General features: G+C 72.0%; 22 protein-coding genes. 4 read left to right on the top strand and 18 right to left on the bottom strand.

All coding sequences use genetic code 11. The features are described 5' to 3' along the window. Window positions 1–31 precede the first annotated feature (31 nt). The 3 genes from COO58_RS29650 to COO58_RS29640 all read right to left on the bottom strand — a co-directional run bounded on the left by COO58_RS29650 (window position 32) and on the right by COO58_RS29640 (window position 2,870). Window positions 32–799: an enoyl-CoA hydratase/isomerase family protein gene (locus COO58_RS29650; RefSeq protein WP_098748203.1), complete on the bottom strand. Its 768-nt coding sequence runs from the start codon at window positions 797–799 to the stop codon at window positions 32–34. A 46-nt stretch (window positions 800–845) separates the two neighbouring features. After that, complete coding sequence (locus COO58_RS29645) at window positions 846–1,073, bottom strand: helix-turn-helix domain-containing protein (protein ID WP_007072022.1); 228 nt, start codon at window positions 1,071–1,073, stop codon at window positions 846–848. 189 nt (window positions 1,074–1,262) lie between these two features. After that, window positions 1,263–2,870 carry an ABC-F family ATP-binding cassette domain-containing protein gene (locus tag COO58_RS29640; RefSeq protein ID WP_098748201.1) on the bottom strand — a complete coding sequence of 536 codons (1,608 nt, stop codon included), beginning with the start codon at window positions 2,868–2,870 and terminating at the stop codon, window positions 1,263–1,265. 247 nt (window positions 2,871–3,117) lie between these two features. Here COO58_RS29640 and COO58_RS29635 point away from each other — a divergent pair, with 247 nt between their 5' ends. Then, window positions 3,118–4,035 carry a neutral zinc metallopeptidase gene (locus COO58_RS29635; protein WP_091577241.1) on the top strand — a complete coding sequence of 306 codons (918 nt, stop codon included), beginning with the start codon at window positions 3,118–3,120 and terminating at the stop codon, window positions 4,033–4,035. A gap of 96 nt (window positions 4,036–4,131) precedes the next feature. Here COO58_RS29635 and COO58_RS29630 read toward each other — a convergent pair whose 3' ends face one another. The 12 genes from COO58_RS29630 to COO58_RS29575 all read right to left on the bottom strand — a co-directional run bounded on the left by COO58_RS29630 (window position 4,132) and on the right by COO58_RS29575 (window position 14,445). After that, window positions 4,132–5,319: an RCC1 domain-containing protein gene (locus tag COO58_RS29630; RefSeq protein ID WP_098748200.1), complete on the bottom strand. Its 1,188-nt coding sequence runs from the start codon at window positions 5,317–5,319 to the stop codon at window positions 4,132–4,134. A gap of 166 nt (window positions 5,320–5,485) precedes the next feature. Then, window positions 5,486–6,124 carry an acVLRF1 family peptidyl-tRNA hydrolase gene (locus COO58_RS29625; protein WP_091573420.1) on the bottom strand — a complete coding sequence of 213 codons (639 nt, stop codon included), beginning with the start codon at window positions 6,122–6,124 and terminating at the stop codon, window positions 5,486–5,488. A 27-nt stretch (window positions 6,125–6,151) separates the two neighbouring features. After that, on the bottom strand, window positions 6,152–6,643 hold the full coding sequence (locus COO58_RS29620) for a hypothetical protein (protein WP_141561970.1): 492 nt from the start codon (window positions 6,641–6,643) through the stop codon (window positions 6,152–6,154). A gap of 29 nt (window positions 6,644–6,672) precedes the next feature. After that, window positions 6,673–7,299 (bottom strand): LysE family transporter, encoded by a 627-nt coding sequence (locus COO58_RS29615; RefSeq protein WP_098748196.1) that lies wholly within the window; start codon window positions 7,297–7,299, stop codon window positions 6,673–6,675. Between the two features lie 453 nt (window positions 7,300–7,752). Beyond that, window positions 7,753–8,163 carry a metal-sulfur cluster assembly factor gene (locus COO58_RS29610; RefSeq protein ID WP_098748195.1) on the bottom strand — a complete coding sequence of 137 codons (411 nt, stop codon included), beginning with the start codon at window positions 8,161–8,163 and terminating at the stop codon, window positions 7,753–7,755. After that, window positions 8,160–8,630, bottom strand: coding sequence for a Fe-S cluster assembly sulfur transfer protein SufU (sufU, locus tag COO58_RS29605; RefSeq protein WP_091577238.1), 471 nt, complete (start codon window positions 8,628–8,630; stop codon window positions 8,160–8,162). The genes COO58_RS29610 and sufU overlap by 4 nt, the downstream gene beginning before the upstream one ends. Beyond that, entirely contained in the window at window positions 8,630–9,934 is a 1,305-nt protein-coding gene (locus COO58_RS29600; protein WP_091573416.1) for a cysteine desulfurase, read from the bottom strand. Before COO58_RS29600 ends, sufU begins: the two co-directional genes overlap by 1 nt. A 6-nt stretch (window positions 9,935–9,940) precedes the next feature. Beyond that, window positions 9,941–10,714 carry a Fe-S cluster assembly ATPase SufC gene (gene sufC / locus COO58_RS29595; protein WP_091573415.1) on the bottom strand — a complete coding sequence of 258 codons (774 nt, stop codon included), beginning with the start codon at window positions 10,712–10,714 and terminating at the stop codon, window positions 9,941–9,943. Beyond that, complete coding sequence (locus tag COO58_RS29590) at window positions 10,711–11,037, bottom strand: non-heme iron oxygenase ferredoxin subunit (protein WP_091573414.1); 327 nt, start codon at window positions 11,035–11,037, stop codon at window positions 10,711–10,713. The genes sufC and COO58_RS29590 overlap by 4 nt, the downstream gene beginning before the upstream one ends. After that, the gene (gene sufD, locus COO58_RS29585; protein ID WP_091573413.1) at window positions 11,037–12,179 is read right to left on the bottom strand and encodes a Fe-S cluster assembly protein SufD; all 1,143 of its coding nucleotides are present in this window, start codon (window positions 12,177–12,179) and stop codon (window positions 11,037–11,039) included. Before sufD ends, COO58_RS29590 begins: the two co-directional genes overlap by 1 nt. Before the next feature lie 98 nt (window positions 12,180–12,277). After that, complete coding sequence (gene sufB / locus COO58_RS29580; RefSeq protein WP_091573412.1) at window positions 12,278–13,708, bottom strand: Fe-S cluster assembly protein SufB; 1,431 nt, start codon at window positions 13,706–13,708, stop codon at window positions 12,278–12,280. Next, a complete protein-coding gene (locus COO58_RS29575; protein ID WP_369700235.1) occupies window positions 13,705–14,445 on the bottom strand; it encodes a helix-turn-helix transcriptional regulator in 741 nt (246 codons plus the stop codon). Before COO58_RS29575 ends, sufB begins: the two co-directional genes overlap by 4 nt. A 98-nt stretch (window positions 14,446–14,543) precedes the next feature. Between COO58_RS29575 and COO58_RS29570 the strand changes: the two genes are divergently transcribed. Continuing rightward, entirely contained in the window at window positions 14,544–15,506 is a 963-nt protein-coding gene (locus tag COO58_RS29570) for a heme A synthase (RefSeq protein WP_176559018.1), read from the top strand. A gap of 78 nt (window positions 15,507–15,584) precedes the next feature. Further along, the gene (locus tag COO58_RS29565; RefSeq protein WP_098748191.1) at window positions 15,585–17,252 is read left to right on the top strand and encodes a right-handed parallel beta-helix repeat-containing protein; all 1,668 of its coding nucleotides are present in this window, start codon (window positions 15,585–15,587) and stop codon (window positions 17,250–17,252) included. An 18-nt stretch (window positions 17,253–17,270) separates the two neighbouring features. On the opposite strand, the gene COO58_RS29560 is transcribed toward COO58_RS29565, so the two are convergent. The 3 genes from COO58_RS29560 to COO58_RS29550 all read right to left on the bottom strand — a co-directional run bounded on the left by COO58_RS29560 (window position 17,271) and on the right by COO58_RS29550 (window position 19,805). Then, window positions 17,271–18,188, bottom strand: a complete 918-nt coding sequence (locus COO58_RS29560) for a RimK family alpha-L-glutamate ligase (RefSeq protein ID WP_098748190.1) — start codon at window positions 18,186–18,188, stop codon at window positions 17,271–17,273. 9 nt (window positions 18,189–18,197) lie between these two features. Continuing rightward, the gene (locus COO58_RS29555; protein WP_013287454.1) at window positions 18,198–18,530 is read right to left on the bottom strand and encodes a hypothetical protein; all 333 of its coding nucleotides are present in this window, start codon (window positions 18,528–18,530) and stop codon (window positions 18,198–18,200) included. Window positions 18,531–18,845: 315 nt separating this feature from the next. Further along, a complete protein-coding gene (locus COO58_RS29550; protein ID WP_091573408.1) occupies window positions 18,846–19,805 on the bottom strand; it encodes a heme o synthase in 960 nt (319 codons plus the stop codon). 262 nt (window positions 19,806–20,067) lie between these two features. Here COO58_RS29550 and tkt point away from each other — a divergent pair, with 262 nt between their 5' ends. Next, complete coding sequence (gene tkt, locus COO58_RS29545; protein ID WP_098748188.1) at window positions 20,068–22,206, top strand: transketolase; 2,139 nt, start codon at window positions 20,068–20,070, stop codon at window positions 22,204–22,206. Window positions 22,207–22,208: the final 2 nt, after the last annotated feature.

Here is a 22,208-nt window from a genome sequence, read left to right as displayed (position 1 = left end):
GAGTAACCCGGATCTTCCCGAACGGTCCTTACTATTCGCCCCGCCCGGCCAGGTCCCGGATCCGCCGCGTCTGCGCCTCCCGCTCGGCTCGCTGCTGCTCGGCGTGCGAGCGTCCGACCGCGCCGGCGAGCAACGCCTTGATCTCCACGATCGCGTCCCGGTTGTTGGCCAGCAGCCCGGCCGACAGGTCGCGGACGGCGGCGTCCAGCTCGTCGTTGGGCACCACCAGGGTGGCCAGGCCGATCCGGTCCGCCTCGGCGGCGTCCATCCGGCGGCCGGTGGCGCAGATCTCCAGCGCCCGGGAATAGCCGACCAGCTCGACCAGGCGGCGGGTGCCGGCCAGGTCGGGGACCAGACCGAGGGTCACCTCGGCCATGGACAGCCTGGCGTCGGCGGCGAGCACGCGCAGGTCGCAGGCGAGGGCGAGCTGGAAGCCCGCACCGATGGCGTGGCCCTGCACGGCGGCGATCGAGATGACGTCCGGCCGGTGCAGCCAGGTGAAGCCGCCCTGGTAGTCGGCGATCCGGTCGGCGCACTCCGCCTCGGACAGCGTGGCCAGCTCGGCGAAGGAACCGGGCCCGGTGGCGCCGGCGACCGCCAGGTCCAGGCCCGCGGAGAACGCCCGACCCTCCCCGCGTACGACGACGACGCGGACGTCGCCGGGCAGGTCCCGGGAGAAGTCGCTCATCGCGCGCCACATCGCCGGGGTCTGGGCGTTGAGAACGTCGGGCCGGCACAACGTCACCGTCGCGACCGGCCCGTCGCAGTCGAGTCGCACTCCGGTCGTCTCGGCGGTCACCGGACCACCCGGAGCGCGGCGCTGATGGACGACGCTGGGGGGCGGGTCACGCCTTCTTGCGGCGCCGGGCGCCGCCGCGCTGCCGCAGCTGCACCCCGGACTCGGTGAGCACCCGGTGGATGAACCCGTAGGAACGGCCGGTCGAGGCCGCCAGAGCACGGATGCTCTCTCCGCCGGTGTACCGCTTTACCAGGTCTTTGGCGAGCGTCTGACGCTCGGCCCCGACGATCCGGCGACCCTTCTCAGTGCTGGTGGCTGTGCCGGTGGCTGCCATGCTGATTCCTCACGTCCCAGACTGTGCGGTTCGGATACGGTCCCACCTATTAGACCGCCTCGGACGATCATGCGCCAGATATCAACTATTCGCCAACCGACACGCTACGCAATGTCAGCTTCCCGATAGAGTGATCCTTCCGACCGGCTGATCCGTACCGACCCTGACACGGAACGGACGGGTGAAGGCTCAGGCCAGCTCGACCAGTTCCAGCAGGTCGTCGGACCAGGCGTCCTCGTCGCCGTCGGGCAGCAGGATGGCGCGGTCCGGCTTGAGCGCGGTGACCGCGCCCGGATCGTGGGTGACCAGCACGATCGCGCCCGGGTAGCGGGCGATGGCGTCGAGCACCTGCTCCCGGCTGACCGGGTCGAGGTTGTTCGTCGGCTCGTCGAGCAGCAGCACGTTGGCGCCCGAGCAGACCAGCGTGGCCAGCGCCAGCCGGGTCTTCTCCCCGCCGGAGAGGACACCCGCCGGCTTGTCCACGTCCTCGCCGGAGAACAGGAACGCGCCGAGGATCTTCCGCAGGTCGGTGTCGGTCTGGTCCGAGGCCGCGCTGCGCATGTGCTCCAGGATCGTCCGGTCCACGTCCAGCGTCTCGTGCTCCTGGGCGTAGTAGCCCAGCCGCAGCCCGTGCCCGGGGCGCACCTCGCCGGTGTCCGACTCCAGCAGGCCGCCGAGCATCCGCAGCAGGGTGGTCTTGCCGGCGCCGTTGAGGCCGAGGATGGCCACCCGGGAACCCCGGTCCACCGCCACGTTCACGTCGGTGAAGATCTCCAACGACCCGTACGACTTGGACAGGCCGGTGGCGGTCAGCGGCGTCTTGCCGCACGGCGCCGGGTTGGGGAAGCGCACCTTGGCCACCTTGTCGGCGTGGCGTACCTCCTCCAGCCCGGAGATCAGCTTCTCGGCCCGGCGGGCCATGTTCTGCGCGGCGACGGTCTTGGTGGCCTTGGCCCGCATCTTGTCCGCCTGCGCCATCAGCGCGCCGGCCTTCTTCTCCGCGTTGGCCCGCTCCCGGCGGCGGCGCCGCTCGTCGGTCTCGCGCGCCTCCAGGTACGCCTTCCAGCCGAGGTTGTACGTGTCGACCACGGACCGGGTGGCGTCCAGGAACCACACCTTGTTGACCACGGACTCCAGCAGCGACCCGTCGTGGGAGATCACGATCAGGCCGCCCTTGTGGTTGGCCAGGAACCCGCGCAGCCAGGTGATCGAGTCGGCGTCGAGGTGGTTGGTGGGCTCGTCGAGCAGCAGGATGCCGCCGCCGTTCTCGCCGGCGTCGCGGAACAGGATCCGGGCCAGCTCGATGCGGCGGCGCTGACCGCCGGAGAGCGTGCCGATGGTCTGGGCCAGGGCACGGTCGGGCAGGCCCAGGTTGGCGCAGATCCGGGCCGCCTCGGCCTCGGCCGCGTAGCCGCCGAGGGAGGCGAACTGGTCCTCCAGCGCGCCGTAGCGGCGGACCAACCGCTCGTCGTCGGCGCCCTCGGCGAGCTTGTTCTCCAGCTCCTTCATCTGCGCCATGAGGACGTCCAGCCCGCGCGCGGAGAGCACCCGGTCGCGGCCGGTGACGTCGAGGTCGCCGGTACGGGGGTCCTGCGGCAGGTAGCCGATGGCGCTGCGCCGGTCGATCTGCCCGGCGTACGGCTGGCCCTCCCCCGCGAGCACCTTGAGGGTGGTGGTCTTGCCGGCGCCGTTGCGGCCGACCAGGCCGATCCGGTCGCCCGGCTGCACGCGCAGAGTGGTGTCGGACAGCAGGATCCGGGAACCGGCGCGCAGTTCCAGGCCGGTGGCAGTGATCATTTCGGAGTACTCGCTCTCGGGTCCGGAAGGGCTGACTCAGGGCACGCGAAAGCGCCGGCGGGTGGTGATTTCCCGTCGGCGCGGGGCCGTTCAGCCTTCGCAGCGCAGCACGGGGCCAAGTGTACCGGGCGGCCAGCGTCCACCCCGTCGGATTACCGCGCAAGATCATCGGGTACCGAATCCGCCGTCCGGACCCGGTCCGGTACCGCAACCACCACACACGGACACATCGGTGATCGGGGTCAACATGGAGCTGAATGAGAACGCGCGGGTCGACACCAGTCAGGTGGACGACCGGCGAGGGTCCGGCGGCGGAGGCGGCGGGATGGGCATCCCGATCCCCGGCGGCGGCGGCCGGGGCGGGATCGTGGGCATCATCATCGCCGTACTGGTCGCCCTGGTGGGCGGCGGCTTCGGCCTGAACGCCGCCACCAACGGCGGCGGCTCCGAGCAGGGCGACAACACCTCGCTGGAGCAGAAGTGCTCGGCCGAGGACGCGCTGAAGCAGCTCGACTGCCGCAACACGCTGTACGTCAACTCGATCCAGGCCTACTGGCGCACCGCAATGCCGGAGGTCTTCGGCGAGCAGTACCAGCCGTCCAAGACGGTGTTCTTCAGCCAGAACGTCAGCACCGGCTGCGGCGCCGCCGACTCCGGGGTGGGCCCGTTCTACTGCCCCGCCGACGACCTGGTCTACATCGACCTCACGTTCTACCGGCTGCTCGCCGACCAGCTCGGCGCCGAGGGCGAGTTCGCCCAGCCGTACGTGCTGGCCCACGAGTACGGCCACCACGTGCAGGACCTGCTCGGCACCGAGGCGCAGATGCGCCGCCAGCAGCAGCGCGACCCGCAGAACGCCAACGCGCTCTCGGTCAAGCTGGAGCTGCAGGCCGACTGCTACGCCGGCGCCTGGGCGAAGAACGCCACCGGCACCGCCGACGAGGGCGGCCAGAAGATCTTCAAGAGCATCACCGACCAGGACATCCAGCAGGCGATCGACACCGCCGAGAAGATCGGCGACGACGCGATCCAGCAGCGTTCGGGCCGGCCGGTGAACCCGGACGAGTTCACCCACGGCTCGTCCGAGCAGCGCAAGCAGTGGTTCACCAAGGGCTTCTCCACCGGTGACCCGAAGTCCTGCGACACCTTCGGCTCCAGCCAGTGACGCCGGACGCCTGACCGGCTCCACGCCCGGGCCGCCGGCCCGCACCGCTGACCTCGACAGCGGGCGGGCCGGCGGCCCGACTCGTGCCCCGACCGGTCAGGCCGGCACTGTCACCTGCGCCGGGGTGGACCGCTCGACGGTGGTCCCGTCGCCCAGCTGCCCGCCGCTGTTGTCGCCCCAGCACCACAGGCCGCCGTCGGTACGGATCCCGCACGCGTGGTCGGCCACCGCGAGGCCGCCGGTCCAGGTGGTGGCGTCACCGACGCGGGTCGGCGCGGACCGGTGGCTGGTGGTGCCGTCGCCCACCTGGCCGGTCGTGTTCTTGCCCCAGCACCACAGGCTGCCGTCCAGGCGGGACGCGCACGTCGCGTCGCCGCTCGCCGCGACCGTGCTCCAGGTGGTGGTCGTGCCGACCTGCACCGGCGCGGTCTGGAAGGTGCCGCTCACGCCCAGCTGCCCGTACCCGTTCTCACCCCAGCACCACAGCGCGCCGGACCGGATGCCGCAGGTGTGTGCGTACCCGGCGGTGACGCCGGTCCAGGTGGTCGCGGTGCCGACCTGCGCGGGCGTCGTCTGGGAGCCCAGGAAGCCGAGGCCGAGCTGACCGTCCGAGCTGAGACCCCAGCACCACAGCGTGCCGTCGGTGCGGACGCCACAGGTGTGCCCGTAGCCGGTCGAGACGCTCGCCCAGGTGGTCGCGGTGCCGACCTGGAGCGGGGTGTTCGCGACCCACGGCGAGGTGCCGACGCCCAGCTGCGAGGTCCGGTTGAAGCCCCAGCACCAGAGCGTGCCGTCGGTCCGCACGGCGCAGGTGTGCTGCGGGCCGGCGCTGACCCGGGCCCAGGTGGTGGCGGTGCCGACCCGCACCGGCGCGCTCCGGCTGGTGGTGGTCCCGTCACCGAGCTGGCCCCGGAAGTTCGAGCCCCAGCACCACAGCGTGCCGTCGGTCCGGATCCCGCAGGTGTGGCCGGAGCCACCGTCGACGGCGGCCCAGGCGGCGGTGTCGACCCGCGCCGGTGCGCCCCGGTTCGTGGTGGTCCCGTCACCGAGCTGGCCGGCGTAGTTCGAGCCCCAGCACCACAGGCCCTCGTCGGCGCTGATCGCGCACGTGTGGGCGCCGCCCGCGGTGACGGCGGTGACCGTCGGCGCGGCCGACGCGGCGGTGCCGGCACCGGCGGCCGCCGGGCCCGCCGTGGACATGACGCCCGCTGCGCACATCGCCGCCACGGCGGCGAGAAGCTGTGTCGCACGGCGGCGCCACCGGGCGTTTCGATATCCGCTCATGAAGTTCCTGTCTCCCAACGATGTCGGTGCCTGACTGGCGGAGGTGACGCTGCCCTGGCGGGTCGCCCGGAGACCCGCCACGTCACGACACCGACCCTATGCATCGCTGTCGTTCGATGCACCGTTGGTGACGTCGATTGACCGTACTTGATGCGATCTTTCCCGTTCAGCGGACCAGGATGTGGACCGCCCGGGCGGCGGAGACGGCCGCGACCAGCACCGCGTGCCGGGGCTCCGGCACGTCGAGCAGCCGCTCCGCCCGCAGCGCCGCGAGCGGGGCCAGCCGCCGGTCGGCCAGCACCGTGTCCACCGCCCGCCGGTCACCGCCGCACACCAACGCCGCGAGCGTCCCGGCCGCCGGCAACAGCAGGCGTACGGCGAGATCGGCCGCATCGCCCAACGCCGCCTTCGCCTGGTTGTCCCGCCGCCGGGCGAACCGCTGCTGGGACCAGCCCCCCGCGGCGGTGCGCCCCTGCACGTAGCGGGTGTCCACCTTGGAGACCACCAGGTCGGTGCCGTCGGCCACCCCGACCGCCACCGCGCCCTTGCGGGCCAGCAGCAGCCCGAGCCGGCGGGGCGCGGCGGCCACTCCGGCGAACGCCTCCAGGTCCGGCGCGGGACGCGCGCCGGGCGGGGTGTGCAGCTCGGCGGTGGCCCCGTCCGGGGCGGTGAGCAGCAGCCCGTACCCCAGGGCGGTGGTGGTGGGCGGGCCGTGCCGTTCGGCGAAGCCCTCGACCCAGCGCACGACGCGGGCCGGGTCGACCTCCACCCACCGGCCGCCTCCGGCTGCGGGTCGGCTGCTCATGGCACCGACCCTACCCAGCGGTGGAACTCAGCCGGCGACGTCCACCGTCACCGGCGACCCGTCCTCCCCGGTGGCGGTGCGGCAGGCGTACGTGAGCGCGGGCGCGTCCGCCGGGAGCAGACCGGGCGGCACCAGGAAGATGCCGTCGGAGACGTCCTCGACGACCGTCCACTGAGCGGCGTCCCCGACCGCCACGGAAGGCGCGCCCGAACAGCCGGTGACCACCACGACGACGCCCAGCACGCGGGAGGCCGCCGTCGCCGGCAGGCCGTGGCACGCGCTGACCGCTCCCGTTTCCGTGCCGTCGGACCGGACCTCGCTGACCCGCCAGCAGCCCGGCAGGCCGGTGCGCAGCGCCACCGTGTGCCCGGTGGGAGCGGACACGGTCGTCACCGGGGTCGACCAGTCCACAGCGACGTCGTCGACCCGGGCGTCGCCCCGGCCGCGCCCGTCGTCACAGGCCACGAGCAGGCCGAGCACCAGCGCGAATCCCGCGGTCAGACCTCGGGCGCCTCCCATCGCACACCTCCTCGCCCTCCACAGGCTAGTCAGCCGGGCCGCAGCGTGGCGACCGCGAGGGCGGCGATCAGGACGCTGGAGACCAGCCCGGTGACCAGGCGACCACGGGGACCGGACAACGCGCGCCCCACCACGGAACCGCCGCCGGCGACCAGCAGCTGCCAGCTCGCCGAGGCCAGGAATGCCCCGGTGACGAACAGCGCGGCGGCTGCCGGGTCCGGGTCGGCGGCGTCACGGCGGCCCAGCACCAGCGCGGCGAAGTAGAGCACCGTCGCCGGGTTGAGCAGGGTCAGACCGAGCACCGCCGCGTACGCCCGGGTCGGGGTGTGCAGCCCGCGCCCGGCCGGGGCCCTCGCCACCTCCCGCCGCGCGGACCAGGCCCGCCACAGGCCGTGCGCGGCGATGCCGAGCAGCACCAGCGCCGCGACCACCCGCAGCGGTCCGGCGACCGGGGCCAGGAACCCGGCCAGCCCGGCGCCGCCGAGCGCGGCGGCCGCGGCGTAGAGCCCGTCGGCGGTGGCCACGGCCAGCGCCGCGGCCGCACCGACCCGGAACCCGGCGCGGGCGCTCAGCCCGAGAATGAGGATCGCGATCGCGCCGACCGGGATGGCGACGCCGTAGCCGGCGACCAGGCCGGCGAGGAACGCGCTGGTCACGAGGGCGGGCGACCGGTCGAGGCGGCCGGCGGCACGGCACGCTGTCGACGCGCGGCGGTGGCCGCACGGACAGGAGCCTGCTTCGGGTACGCCTCGATCACCCGCTCATCGTGCAACCCGCTCCCCCACCCCGCCACCGGATTTCCCGCCGTGTCCGCCCTGCTCGCGCCCGGCTCGCCAATGTCGCTCGGCTCGACTCGACTCGTAGATCTTGGTAGGAAACGGCCCCTATAAGGGCCGTTTCCTACCAAGATCTACTGCCGTCCTGACTGACGGTTGCGAGTTCCCGGATTTCGGTACGTCGGTGCGATGAGGTGACCGGAGCGGGTCGTGCGGGTCAGGCCAGGCCGACACGGGACGGGCCAGAGCGAGGCGGCACGCGAGCAGGGGGCAACGAGCCGGGCGCGGCACCCCGGAAGGGGTGCCGCGCCCGGAACCGTGACCGTGGAGCGGTCAGACGTTGAAGCCGAGGGAGCGGAGCTGGTCGCGCCCCTCGTCGGTGATCTTGTCGGGGCCCCACGGCGGCAGCCAGACCCAGTTGATCCGGATGTCGTTGACCAGGCCGCCGCCGGGACCGGTGGTCAGCGCCTGCCGGGCCTGGTCCTCGATCACGTCGGTCAGCGGGCAGGCCGCCGAGGTCAGCGTCATGTCCAGCGTGGCGACGTTCTCGTCGTCCACGTGCACGCCGTACACCAGGCCCAGGTCGACCACGTTGATGCCCAGCTCGGGGTCGACGACGTCCTTCATCGCCTCCTCGATGTCACCGATCGCGGCCTTGCCGCCGGCCGGCGCCGCACCGGCGGCAGCCGTGCCGTCGGTCGCCACCGCGCCGGCCTCCGGAGTCGTGCTGGTCTCGTCGCTCATGCCTTCACCTCCGGGCTCACGCCCACCCCGGCGCGTGCCGCGGCGTCCTTGAACGCCATCCACGACAGCAGCGCGCACTTGACCCGGGCCGGGTAGCGCGCGACACCCGCGAACGCCACCCCGTCTCCGAGCACGTCCTCGTCCGGCGTGACCTGGCCACGCCCGGACATCAACTCGACGAACGCCTCGTGCACCACGGCGGCGTCCTGCGCGGCCCGGCCGCGCAGCAGCTCGTGCAGGATGCTCGCCGAGGCCTGGCTGATCGAGCAGCCCATCCCGTCGTACGAGATGTCGGTGAACACGCTGCCGTCGGTCGCCACTCGCACGGTGATCTCGTCACCGCAGGTCGGGTTGACGTGGTGCGCCTCGCCGACCTGGGCCGCCGGGTCCGCCTCCCGCAGGCCACGGCCGTGCGGATGCTTGTAGTGGTCCAGGATGATCTCCTGGTAAAGCGACTCGAGCTGCATCACTCGAACACCTTCCGCACCTTGTCCAGGCCCGTCACCAGGGCGTCGATCTCCGCCGTGGTGGTGTAGAGGTAGAACGACGCCCGCGTCATCGCCGGCACCCCGAAGCGGGCGCACACCGGCTTGGCGCAGTGGTGCCCCACCCGCACCTGCACACCGAGCGAGTCGAGCACCTGCCCGACGTCGTGCGGGTGCACGTCACCGAGGGCGAAGGAGATCGTCCCGCCCCGGCCGACCGGCACGGTCGGGCCGAAGATCCGCAGGCCCGGCACGGTGGCGAGGGCGTCCAGCGCGTACGCCGTCAGCTCCTTCTCGTGCCACTGGATGGCCGGCATGCCGATGCCGGTGAGGTAGTCCACCGCCGCGCCGAGCGCCACCGCCTCGGCGATCGGCGGGGTGCCCGCCTCGAACCGGGCCGGCGGCGCGGCGAACGTCGAGCCGGCCATCGTCACCGTCTCGATCATCGAGCCGCCGCCCATCACCGGGGGCATCGCGGCGAGCAGCTCGCCCCGGCCCCAGAGCACGCCGATGCCAGTCGGGCCGCACATCTTGTGCCCGGTGAAGACGATGAAGTCGGCGTCGAAGTCGACCACGTCCATCGGCAGGTGCGGCACCGACTGCGAGCAGTCGAGCAGCAGCAGCGCGCCGACCTCGCGGACCCGCGCGGTGATCCGCGAGGTGGCGTTGACGGTGCCGAGGATGTTCGACATGTGCACCAGCGAGACGATCTTCGTCCGCTCGGTGACCAGGTCGTCCAGGCCGGACTCGTCGAGCCGGCCGTGGTCGGTGACCGGGAACCAGCGCAGCGTCGCGCCGGTGCGCTCCGCGAGCAGCTGCCACGGGACGATGTTCGAGTGGTGCTCCATCTCGGAGATCACGATCTCGTCGCCGGGCCCCAGCCGGAACCGGGGGTCGGCGTCCGCGCGCAGCGAGGCGTTGGAGAACGCGTACGCCACCAGGTTGATCGCCTCGGTGGAGTTCTTGGTGAACACCACCTCGTCGACGCTGGGGGCGTTGATGAACGCGGCGATCTTCGCCCGCGCGCCCTCGTACGCCTCGGTCGCCTCGGTGCCCAGCGTGTGTACCGAGCGCGACACGTTGGCGTTGTGCCTCGCGTAGTGCTCGGCGAGCACGTCGAGCACCTGCCGCGGCTTGTGCGAGGTGTTCGCGCTGTCCAGGTAGACCAGCGGGTGGCCGTTGACCTCCCGGTCCAGGATCGGGAAGTCGGCCCGCACCGTCGCCACGTCGAAGCGGGGCACGTCGTCGTACTGCGGCATGCCCGCCGGGATCGCGATCGAGGTCATGTCAGGTCAGGCCCGCGCCGCGCCGGCCCCGGCGACGTAGCGCTCGTAGCCCTCTTCCTCGAGCTTGTCGGCCAGCTCGCGGCCGCCCTGCTCGACGATCCGGCCGGCCACGAAGACGTGCACGAAGTCCGGCTTGATGTAGCGCAGGATCCGGGTGTAGTGGGTGATCAGCAGCATCCCCGTGTCGCCGGTGTCGCGGACCCGGTTCACGCCCTCGCTGACCACGCGCAGCGCGTCCACGTCGAGACCGGAGTCGGTCTCGTCCAGGATGGCGATCTTCGGCTTGAGCAGCTCCAGCTGCACGATCTCGTGCCGCTTCTTCTCGCCGCCGGAGAAGCCCTCGTTGACGTTGCGCTGGGCGAACGCCGGGTCCATCTGGAGCTTCTCCATGGCGCCGCGCAGCTCGCCGGCCCAGGTGCGCAGCTTCGGCGCCTCGCCGTCGATGGCGGTCTTGGCGGTACGCAGGAAGTTGGCCACCGACACGCCGGGGACCTCGACCGGGTACTGCATGGCCAGGAACAGGCCGGCGCGGGCGCGCTCGTCGACGGACATGGAGAGCACGTCGGAGCCGTCGAGGGTGACCTCGCCGCCGGTGATCTCGTACTTCGGGTGGCCGGCGATCGAGTAGGCGAGCGTCGACTTGCCGGAGCCGTTCGGGCCCATGATGGCGTGCGTCTCGCCGGAGCGCACGGTCAGGTCGACCCCGTGCAGGATCGGCTTGAGCTCACCCTCGGGCAGCTTGACCGACACCTTCAGGTCGCGGATCTCCAGGGTGCTCATCGGGTCACTCCATTGCTCGGCGTCATGCTGACGTAGATCTCGCCGTCGCGGACTTCGACGGGATAGACGGGTACGGGTTCGGTCGCGGGCAGCCCGGTGGGCTCACCGGTACGCAGGTCGAAACGGGATCCGTGCAGCCAGCATTCCAGCGTGCAGCCCTCGACCTCGCCCTCGGAGAGCGCGACGGCGGCGTGCGAGCACTCGTCGCGCACGGCGTAGAACGCGTCGTCCTCGCCGTGCACGACCGCGATCTGCACGCCGTCCACGTCGGCGCTGATCGCGGTGCCCTTCGGCACGTCCTCGGTCGAACAGATCCTGATCATCAGGCGCCGGCCTTCGCCAGGCGCGCCTCGATCGCGTCGCCGAGCCGCTCGCGCAGGTCCTCGACCGGGATCTTGTTGATCATCTCGGCGAAGAAGCCACGCACCACCAGGCGCCGGGCCTCGGCCTCCGGGATGCCCCGGGCCATCAGGTAGAACAGCTGCTCGTCGTCGAACCGGCCGGTCGCGCTGGCGTGCCCGGCGCCGGCGATCTCGCCGGTCTCGATCTCCAGGTTGGGCACGGAGTCGGCGCGGGCGCCGTCGCTGAGCAGCAGGTTCCGGTTGATCTCGTACGTGTCGGTGCCGGTCGCCTCGGCCCGGATCAGCACGTCGCCCACCCAGACGGTGTGCGCGTCGTCGCCCTGCAGCGCGCCGCGGTAGCCGACGTTGCTGCGGCAGTCCGGCACGGTGTGGTCGACCAGCTGCCGGTGCTCCAGGTGCTGGCCGGAGTCGGCGAAGTAGAGGCCGTACAGCTCGGCCTCGCCGCCGCGCTGCGTGTACTCCACCGAGGTGTACTGCCGGACCAGGTCGCCGCCGAGGCTGACCTGCACGTGCACGATCTTGGCATCGCGACCCAGCTTGACCCTGAGGTGCTGGGCCTGGACCGCGTCGTCGGCCCAGTCGGCGACCGTGACGAGGGTCAGCTTCGCCCCGTCCGCCACGGTCACCTCGACGTTGTCGGCGAGCGTGGCCGAGCCGACCTGCTCCAGCACCACGGTCACCTCGGCGAAGCGGCCCACCTCGAGAAACGTGTGGCCGAACGCGAGCGCCTCGGCGGTCTCGCCGACCACCCGCAGGCGCACCGGCTCCGCCACCACAGCGTCCCGGGCGACCTGCACCAGCAGCGCGCCGTCGGCCCCGCCGTACGCCAGCGCGCTGACCCGGTCGAACGGGGTGAGCACGCTGCCCACCCGCGGGTCGTCCCGGCCGATCCGGTCGACGGTGACGCCCTCGGGCAGGTCACCGTGCTCGTGCCGGACCGCGCCGGTGGCGACCTGGGCCGACGAGGCCAGCCCACGCAGGCGCTTGAGCGGGGTGAAGCGCCACTCCTCCTCCAGGCCGGTCAGGGCCGGGAAGTCGGCGACGTCGTACGAGCGGAGCGCCTGCGACTTGGTCGTGGGCGGCGCGGAAGCCTGGGTAGTCATCTCTTCCTTGGTCTGTTCTGCGACGACGGTGTCATTAACCGGAGGGCGGGTCGAGGCCCGCGCGGCCCGGCCTGACCGGTCCGGGCCCGCGGTCGGGCTCAGCCGACGGCACCTTCCATCTGGAGCTCGATCAGGCGGTTGAGCTCCAGCGCGTATTCCATGGGGAGCTCCTTGGCGATCGGCTCGATGAAGCCGCGCACGATCATCGCCATCGCCTCGTCCTCGCTCAGGCCCCGGCTCATCAGGTAGAAGAGCTGGTCGTCGCTGACCTTGGAGACGGTCGCCTCGTGCCCCATCGACACGTCGTCCTCACGGATGTCGACGTACGGGTAGGTGTCGGAGCGGGAGATGGTGTCGACCAGGAGCGCGTCGCACTTGACCGTGCTCCTGCTGCTGGTCGAACCCTCCAGCACCTGCACCAGGCCCCGGTAGGAGGTGCGGCCGCCGCCCCGGGCGATCGACTTCGACACGATGGTCGAGGAGGTGTGCGGCGCGGCGTGCACCATCTTGGCGCCGGCGTCCTGGTGCTGGCCCTCGCCGGCCATGGCCACCGAGAGCACCTCGCCCTTGGCGTGCTCGCCGGTCATGTAGACCGCCGGGTACTTCATGGTGACCTTGGAGCCGATGTTGCCGTCGACCCACTCCATGGTCGCGCCCTCGTGGCACACGGCGCGCTTGGTGACCAGGTTGTAGACGTTGTTCGACCAGTTCTGGATGGTCGTGTAGCGGCAGCGCGCGTTCTTCTTCACGATGATCTCCACGACCGCGCTGTGCAGCGAGTCGGAGGAGTAGAGCGGCGCGGTGCAACCCTCGACGTAGTGCACGTACGCGCCCTCGTCGACGATGATCAGGGTCCGCTCGAACTGACCCATGTTCTCCGTGTTGATCCGGAAGTAGGCCTGCAGCGGGATCTCCACGTGCACGCCCTTCGGCACGTAGATGAACGAGCCGCCGGACCAGACGGAGGTGTTCAGCGCGGCGAACTTGTTGTCGCCGACCGGGATGACCGTGCCGAAGTACTCCTTGAAGATGTCCTCGTGCTCGCGCAGCGCGGTGTCGGTGTCGAGGAAGACGACGCCCTGCTCCTCGAGGTCCTCACGGATCTTGTGGTAGACCACCTCGGACTCGTACTGCGCCGCGACGCCGGCGACCAGCCGCTGCTTCTCCGCCTCCGGGATGCCCAGCCGGTCGTAGGTGTTCTTGATGTCCTCCGGCAGGTCCTCCCAGCTGGTGGCCTGCTTCTCGGTGGACCGGACGAAGTACTTGATGTTGTCGAAGTCGATCCCGGTGAGGTCGGCGCCCCAGGCCGGCATCGGCTTGCGGTCGAACAGCCGCAGGCCCTTCAGTCGCAGGTCGAGCATCCAGGCCGGCTCGTTCTTCTTGGCCGAGATGTCCCGGACCACCGCCTCGTTGAGGCCGCGCTGGGCGGACGCCCCGGCGACGTCGGGGTCGGCCCAGCCGTACTCGTAACGACCGAGGGCAGCGAGCTGCTCCTCCTGGGTCAGGGGCTGGACGATCTGCTCGGTCATCTATCTGTCCTCACAGTGGTGACGGTGGAACCGGACTGGGCGGGAATGTGCGTGGTGCACACGCCGTCGCCGTGCGCGATGGTGGCCAGGCGCTGCACGTGGGTGCCGACCAGACGGGAAATCACCGCGGTCTCGGCCTCGCACAGCTGGGGAAACTCGGCGGCCACGTGCGCCACCGGGCAGTGGTGCTGGCAGAGCTGGCCGCCGGACGCGATCGTGGACGCGTTCGCAGCGTAGCCCTCGGCGGTGAGCGCCTCGGCGAGCGCCTCCGCCCGCGCGAGCGGGGCGTCGTCGTCGGCGTCCTCCACGGCCGCCCGGCAGCGGGCCTCCAGCGCGGCGACCTGCTCGGCCGCGAACGCCGCGACGGCCTCGGCGCCGCCGGTGCGGGCGATCCACCGCAACGCCGCGGTGGCCATGTTGTCGTAGTGGTGGGTGCCGCAGCGCACCCGGGCCGCGTCGGTCAGCACGAACACCTTGGCCGGCCGACCCCGCCCCCGGCTGCCCCGCACGGTCTGCTCACGGGCGACGACGTCACCGTCGGCGAGCATGGCGTCGAGGTGCCGGCGGATCGCGGCCGGACTCAGGCCCAGCGCGGAGCCGAGCTGCGCGGCCGTGGTGGCGCCCCACTCCAGCAGGAGCTGGGTGACCCGGTCCCGCGTCGACAGGTCGGCGGGCGCCGTCGCGCTGGTGACCGAACTGGTCACCGGCTCTCCGGACAGCGCTGCCGCGTTTTTCACAACGGCAACGTTACGTAATTCGTCGGAGCCCCGCAAACCCGGGGTCCGGTGATTCCGACCACCGGGTCGGCGGAGTCACCCGATCGGGATCAACTACGGTGCGTAGGATTCGCTCCGTGAAGCGTTCCGTCCGGTTCCCGGTCTCCCCCACGCTGCTGCGCCGCCTCGCGTTCGCCTCGATCATCGCGAACGTCGCGATCGTGGTCACCGGCGGGGCCGTCCGACTCACCGCGTCCGGCCTCGGCTGCCCCACCTGGCCCCGGTGCACCGACGAGTCGTACACCACCACGTCGGAGATGGGCGTGCACGGGGTGATCGAGTTCGGCAACCGACTGCTCACCTTCGCCGTCGGGATCATCGCGCTGGCCGTGGTGCTGGCCGTGCTGGCCCAGGTGCCCCGCCGGCGCGGGCTGCTGCCGCTGGCGGTCGGCGTGCTGTTCGGCATCCCCGCCCAGGCCGTCATCGGTGGGATCACCGTGCTCACCAACCTCAACCCGTGGGTGGTCGGGCTGCACTTCCTCGCCTCGATGGTGGTGATCGCCGCCGCGTACGCGCTCTGGCGGCGCACCGGCGAGCCCGACGGGCCGGTCACCCCGACCGTGCCGGCGCCGCTGCGTACCCTCGCCCGGATCACCACGGTGGTGAGCGCCTCGGTGCTGGTGGTCGGCACCTGGGTGACCGGCAGCGGCCCGCACGCCGGCGACCAGGGCGCGGCCCGCAACGGCCTGGACCCGGAGTCGATCTCCCAGGTCCACGCCGACGGCGTGTTCCTGCTGATCGGCCTGTCGGTAGCGTTGTTCTTCGCGTTCCGCGCGGTCGGCGCGTCGCGCGCCGCGCGGGCCGCCGGGGTGCTCCTCGCGGTCGAGCTGGGTCAGGGCCTGATCGGCTTCGTCCAGTACTTCACCCACCTGCCCGCCGTGCTCGTCGCCGCCCACATGCTCGGGTCCTGCCTGGTGCTGCTGGCCACGCTGGGCGTGCTCTGGGCCACCCGGGAGCGCCAGCCGGTCAGCCCGCCGGCCCCGGCCGCGCCCGCCGCCGAACCGGTGGGCGCCGCGGCCTGAGCCGGGCCGGGCGTTACCGCCCGGCGGGAGCGGGAAAGCGGTCCGGACCACGGACCGTACGCCCGAGGGGAGCTCCCGGTGTCGCGCAAGGGCCTTGCCACGACCACCCCGCAGCGGATGACCCCGGTGGCCGGCGCCCCGCTGTGGTGCGACGCCCGCGAGTTCGGGCTCACCGGCGACGGGGTGACCAACGACCAGCCGGCCCTGGCAGCGCTGGTCGACCGCCTCGGCGCCGGCTACGACGCCGACGGCCGGGCCCGGGTGATCTACTGCCCGCCGGGCCTCTACTCGATCCGCGACGCCGGCACCGTCTGGCGCAGCGGCGTCTCCCTGATCGGCGCCGGCTCGGCGGCCACCCGCTTCCTGCTCAGCAACGAGGGCAACCGCGCCGCCCCGGTCCCGCTCGCCTACTGGACCACCGTGCAGCACGGCGCGGACCGGCAGCGGCACATCGCGGACTGCACCTTCGCCGACTTCGAGATCGACGGTTCCGGGGTGGCCCAGACCGCGTACGACTACCTGGCCAAGGGCCTCGGCCTGCAGTACGTCGTCCGGGGCGTGTTCCGCAACCTGTACATCCACCACACCGGGGCCACCGGCCTGGGCTGTGACTTCCTCCAGGACAGCCTGATCGACGGGGTGGTCGTGGTGGGTTGCGGCCGACTGGACAACGGCCAGCAGTGGGGCGGTGCGGGGATCGGCGTCGGCATCGGCGGCTGGGGCGACGTGGAGCGCCTCACCATCGCAAACTGCACCACCGTCGGCAACGGCACCAACGGAATCTTCCTGGAGCTGCAGAAGGACTACTGGGAGCCGCCGCGCGGCATCCGCATCATCGGCTGCCACAGCCAAGCCAACCGGTTCGGCATCTCGGACTGGGGCGCGGACGGCTTGATCGTCTCCGGCTGCACCATGACCAACAACCTGGAGGCGGGCTTCGACGTCTCGGCCAACGGCACCGCCGGCATCGCCGGACGCGGCGGCCTGCTCACCGGCAACGTGATCGACTGCAACGTCGGCGACGGCATCAGCATGGGCAACACCCCCGGGCCGTACGCGGTGCAGGGCAACCGGATCAGCAACAACGGCGGGTACGGCTACCACGAGCACGACCTGGGCCACGGCTACCGGGGCGCGGCCGCGGACGTGGTGATCGAGGGCAACGACATCCGGGAGAACGCGCTGGACGGGATCCGGATCGACCGGCCGATGCTCGACGCCTCGATCGTGGGCAACCGCATCCGGGACAACGGCCGCCGCTCCGCGCCGGCCCATCGGGGCTCCGGTGAGGCGGTGCGCTACGGCCCGCGCGAGGTCACCGACGGCGCGGCGGACTGGCCGGACGGCGGCCACCGGGGCAAGGTCGTCCGGGTCGACTCCCGCGACGCGGTGGTCGCCGACAACACCGGCAACCGGCTCTCCCTGGCCGAGGTGCGGCCGGACGGCATGACCGGGTGGAACGAGGCGGTCCCGGAGCCCGGCGCGGCGTACGAGCTGCCCGACGGGCCGCCCGCCTGCGCCGGGATCACCATCGCCGCCCCGTTCGACTCCGCCACCGTGCGGAACAACCGGATCTGGCACCGGGACGCCGACAGCCAGACCTACGGGCTGTGGGTCACCGAGGCGGGCAGTTGCGTCTCCTGCGCCGTCGAGGACAACGACCTGGCCGGGACCCGGGCCGCCCTGCGGCTGGACACGCCGCCGATCGGCGGTCGGTGGGACCGGAACCACACCGACCGCGACTGACGGCCCCCGGGCGGCTGATCAGGGTCGGCGGGCCAGGTGGGCGACGACCGCCTCGGCGAGCCGCTCCGGCGCGCCGTCGGCGTGGCCGACGAACAGGCTCGGCTCGGTCAGCTCCAGCTCCACCAGCACGGGCGTGCCGGCCGGGCCGGGGATCAGGTCGACCCGGGCGTAGAGCAGCCGGTCGGCGCCGCCGGGGACGGCGGCCAGGACCTTCTCGGCGACCGCCCGCTGCTCCGCGGTGGCGGTGCGGGCGTCGATCCGCTCCTCCTTGTAGAGCGCGGCCTCGCCGAGGTCGGGGCCGGTCAACATCGGGCCCTTGCGGATCGCGTGGCTGAACGCGAGGCCGTCGGGGCCGGCCAGGAAGAGCAGCGCCGTCTCGCCGGCGGTGTCCACCGCGTCCAGGTAGGGCTGGACCATGGCGATCCGCCCGGCGTCGCCGAGACGCCGCACGTGCGCCGACGCCAGCTGCCGGTGTTCCGGGTCGGTCAGGTCGTAGCGCCCGGTGTCCTGGCTGCCCGCGCTGACCGCCGGTTTGATCACGTGCTCGCCGTCGGCTGGCGGCGTCCAGCTCTCCCCCGGTGCCACCCAGGCGGTCGGCACGATGGGCGCGCCGGCGGCGGACAGCTCGGCCAGGTAGCGCTTGTCGGTGTTCCAGGCGACCACGTCGGCCGGGTTGGCCAGGGCCGGGACGGTGCGGGCCCAGGCCACGAACTCGTCCCGGCGCAGCGCGTAGTCCCACGGCGAGCGGAGGACGACCAGCTCGTAGCCGGTCCAGTCGACGGTCGGGTCGTCCCAGACCGCGATCTCCGCGGTGACGCCGCGGGCGTCGAGCGGGGCGAGCGCGAGCCGGTCGTCCGGGTCGAGGTCGGGCAGCGCGGCACAGGTGACGAGAGCGACCCGGGGTTTCCCCCGGGTCGACTGGTGGTGTGCGGTCATGCGGTTATGTCAACGGGCCATCGTGCGCCGGGCCATCGACCGCCAGAGGTCGTTGCTCGGACGCATCTGGTCCATCAGCTCACGCTCCCAGGCGTTCTCGACGTCGACTCCGGCCTTGGCGCAGGCCTGCCGCGCGACGTCCGTGCCGTCGGCGAACTGGTCGGCCCACACCCCGTCGGAACCCACGAGGACGATCCGTGCGCCGCGCTTGCCGACGTACTCGATGACCGCCTTCGCGCCGCCGTGCCCGGCGGCGAACGACTTGATGCCCGCGACCAGGCCGTTGGGGGCCTGCTCCGCGGTCTTGTCAGCCGTCAGCGTCGTATCGGAACCATCTGCCATGACGCGAAGCCTAAGCAGAGTTCCACCCGGATGTGCGAGAACGATGAACTGAATGTGATGCCAATTACCCATTGGTTTAAGGAGAACCACAGGTAATTTGAGCGCTCTTGTCGCTTATATCCGGGCGAAACCGGCGGGTGAGATAGTCACACTCTGTCCCGGTTGGCCCCGTCCGGTGGACTCGGAAAAAATTTCTGATGAACCGCCTCACGTGCGGAAACCATCCACCCGGGTCAAAGAGCCGGACCCGTGCGGTGATCACGCGGTAAGGGTGGTGTCCCCAGCGGGACGAGAAGACGTGCCGGAAGCGCCGGGTCAGAGCAGGGCGTCGAGGGCCACGGCGGCGAAGAGGATGGTGAGGTAGGTGGTCGACCAGTGGAACAGCCGCATCGGCTTGACCGCCTCGCCGCGCGTCGCGCGCCGGCACAGCTTGTGCGCCTCGACCACGAAGATCCCGCCGACGACCAGCGCGGTCACGCCGTAGATCGGGCTCATGCCGAGCGGCCAGACCGCCAGCGAGGAGAGCAGCGTCAGCCAGGAGAACCCGATGATCTCGGCGTTGACCCGCCGGACCGACGCCACCACCGGCAGCATCGGGATGCCGGCCCGCGCGTAGTCGTCCTTGTACTTGATGGCCAGCGCGTAGAAGTGCGGCATCTGCCAGAAGAAGACCACCGCGAACAGGCCCCAGGCGGCCGGGGACAGCGAGCCGGTGACCGCGGCCCAGCCGATCAGCACCGGCGCGGCCCCGCAGACGCCGCCCCAGAACGTGTTGGCGGCCGTGGTCCGCTTCAGCCAGAGCGTGTAGACCAGGTCGTAGTAGGCGATCGCGGCCAGCGTCAGGCCGGCCGCCAGCCAGTTGGTGGTCGCCGCCATCAGCGCCACCGAGACCGCCGCCAGCACCAGACCGAAGACCAGCGCGCTGCGCGGCGACACGGTGTGCGCGGGCAGCGGCCGACGCTTGGTCCGCCGCATCAACTGGTCGATGTCCCGGTCGATGTAGCAGTTGAGCACGCTGGCCGCGCCGGCGGCGAGCGAGCCGCCCACCAGCACCACGGCCACCAGCCACAACGACGGCATCCCGCCGTCCGCCAGCATCATCGCCGGCACGGTGGTGACCAGCAGCAGCTCGACGATCCGCGGCTTGGTCAGCGCCACGTACGCGGCCACCACGGCCCGTACGTCCCGCCGCCCGGTCGCCGGCGCCTCCGCCACCGTGCCCACCGGCGACTGCCCGGCAGGGTTGCTGACGGGGCGCTCGGTGATCATGCTCACGGATTGCCACCTTCCGGCATCGGCGGGGGAGGTCGGTCGGCCCGGACCCGTCCGGGCCCACACACCGCCCCACACACTACGCGTCGTCGTTTTGGCTGCCCCGCAGACCCGGCAACGGTGCGGGCCGTCACACCCGGGGTTGAACGCCCGATCGGGCCGGAACCGTAGAGAACAGCATGCCGAGATCCCCGGGCGGACGTTTAGCGACGCTCGATAGGGTCATCAGTGAGGGTTCCGCCCATCTGCCGAGGAGCACATCAACGTGGCTGCGAAACGACCCGAGCTTCCCGCTCTCCACTGGTCCGACCTCGACCGCAGGGCCGTCGACACGGTCCGCGTGCTGGCCATGGACGCCGTGGAGAAATCCGGCAACGGCCACCCGGGCACGGCGATGAGCCTCGCCCCGGCGGCGTACCTGCTCTTCAACCGGGTCATGCGGCACAACCCGGCCGACCCGAACTGGCCCGGCCGGGACCGGTTCGTGCTCTCCGCCGGGCACTCCAGCCTGACCCTCTACATCCAGCTCTTCCTCTCCGGCTACCCGCTGGCGCTGGACGACCTCAAGGCGCTGCGCCAGTGGGGCTCGCTCACCCCGGGCCACCCGGAGCACGGCCACACCCCCGGTGTGGAGACCACCACCGGCCCGCTCGGCCAGGGCCTCGGCAACGCGGTCGGCATGGCCATGGCGGCGCGCCGCGAGCGGGGTCTGTTCGACCCCGAGCCGGACCGCGCCGACTCGCCGTTCCGCCACGACATCTGGTGCATCGCCTCCGACGGGGACATCGAGGAGGGCATCACCCACGAGGCCAGCGCGCTCGCGGGCCACCAGCAGCTCGGCAACCTCTGCGTGATCTACGACGACAACGAGATCTCGATCGAGGACGACACCCGGATCGCCAAGAGCGAGGACGTGGCGGCCCGCTACGAGGCGTACGGCTGGCACGTGCAGACCGTCGACTGGCGCAGCGGCGACGCCGACCAGGGCGACTACCACGAGGACGTGGAGGCGCTCTACCAGGCGCTGCTGGCCGCCCGGGCGGAGACCGACCGGCCGTCGTTCATCGCGCTGCGCACGATCATCGGCTGGCCCGCGCCGAACAAGAAGAACACCGGCAAGATCCACGGCTCGGCGCTCGGCGCGGACGAGGTCAAGGCCACCAAGGAGATCCTCGGCTTCGACCCGCAGCAGAGCTTCCAGGTCGACGAGGAGGTGCTCAAGCACGCCCGCCAGGTGCTGGAGCGCGGCGCGCAGGCGCAGGCGGAGTGGACCACCGGGTTCGACGCCTGGGCGCAGGCCAACCCGGAGCGCAAGGCGCTGTGGGACCGGATGGCCACCCGTACGCTGCCGACCGGCTGGACCGACGCGCTGCCCGCCTTCCCGGCGGACGCCAAGGGCGTCGCCACCCGGGCCGCGTCCGGCAAGGTCCTGGAGGCCCTCGCCCCGGTGCTGCCCGAGCTGTGGGGCGGCTCGGCCGACCTGGCCGAGAGCAACAACACCACCATGAAGGGCGAGCCGTCCTTCGTCCCGGCGGCGCACGCCACCAAGGACTTCCCGGGCGACGAGTACGGCCGCACGCTGCACTTCGGCATCCGCGAGCACGCGATGGGCTCGATCCTCAACGGCATCGCGCTGCACGGCGGCACCCGTCCGTACGGCGGCACGTTCCTGGTGTTCAGCGACTACATGCGCCCGGCGGTGCGGCTGGCCGCGCTGATGAAGCTGCCGGTGACCTACGTCTGGACGCACGACTCGATCGGCCTCGGCGAGGACGGCCCGACGCACCAGCCGATCGAGCACCTGACCGCGCTGCGGGCCATCCCCGGCCTGGACGTGGTCCGCCCGGCCGACGCCAACGAGACCGCGTGGGCGTGGCGGCAGGCGCTGGAGCACACCGACCGGCCGACCGCGCTGGCGCTGAGCCGGCAGGCGCTGCCGACCATCGACCGCAGCGAGTTCGGCTCCGCCGAGGGCACCGCCAAGGGCGGCTACGTGCTGGCCGAGGCGTCCAACGGCAAGCCCCAGGTGATCCTCGTCGGCACCGGCTCCGAGGTGCAGCTCTGCCTCACCGCGCGGGAGCGGCTGGAGGCCGACGGCACCCCCACCCGGGTCGTCTCGATGCCCTGCCAGGAGTGGTTCTACGAGCAGGACGAGGCGTACCGGGAGTCGGTTCTGCCGCGCGGGGTAAAGGCACGGGTGAGCGTGGAGGCGGGCATCGCGATGTCGTGGCGGGCGATCGTCGGCGACAGCGGCGAGTGCGTGAGCATCGAGCACTACGGCGCCAGCGCGCCCTACACCGTGCTCTTCGAGCAGTTCGGGTTCACCCCCGACCGGATCGTGGCCGCCGCGCACGCGGCGCTCACCCGGGTGGGCGACATCACCGGTTTCACGACCGGCAACTGAGG

Source organism: Micromonospora sp. WMMA1996 (assembly GCF_002573675.1).
Lineage (GTDB): Bacteria > Actinomycetota > Actinomycetes > Mycobacteriales > Micromonosporaceae > Micromonospora > Micromonospora sediminicola.
This window is presented reverse-complemented; position numbering and strand designations above follow the sequence as displayed.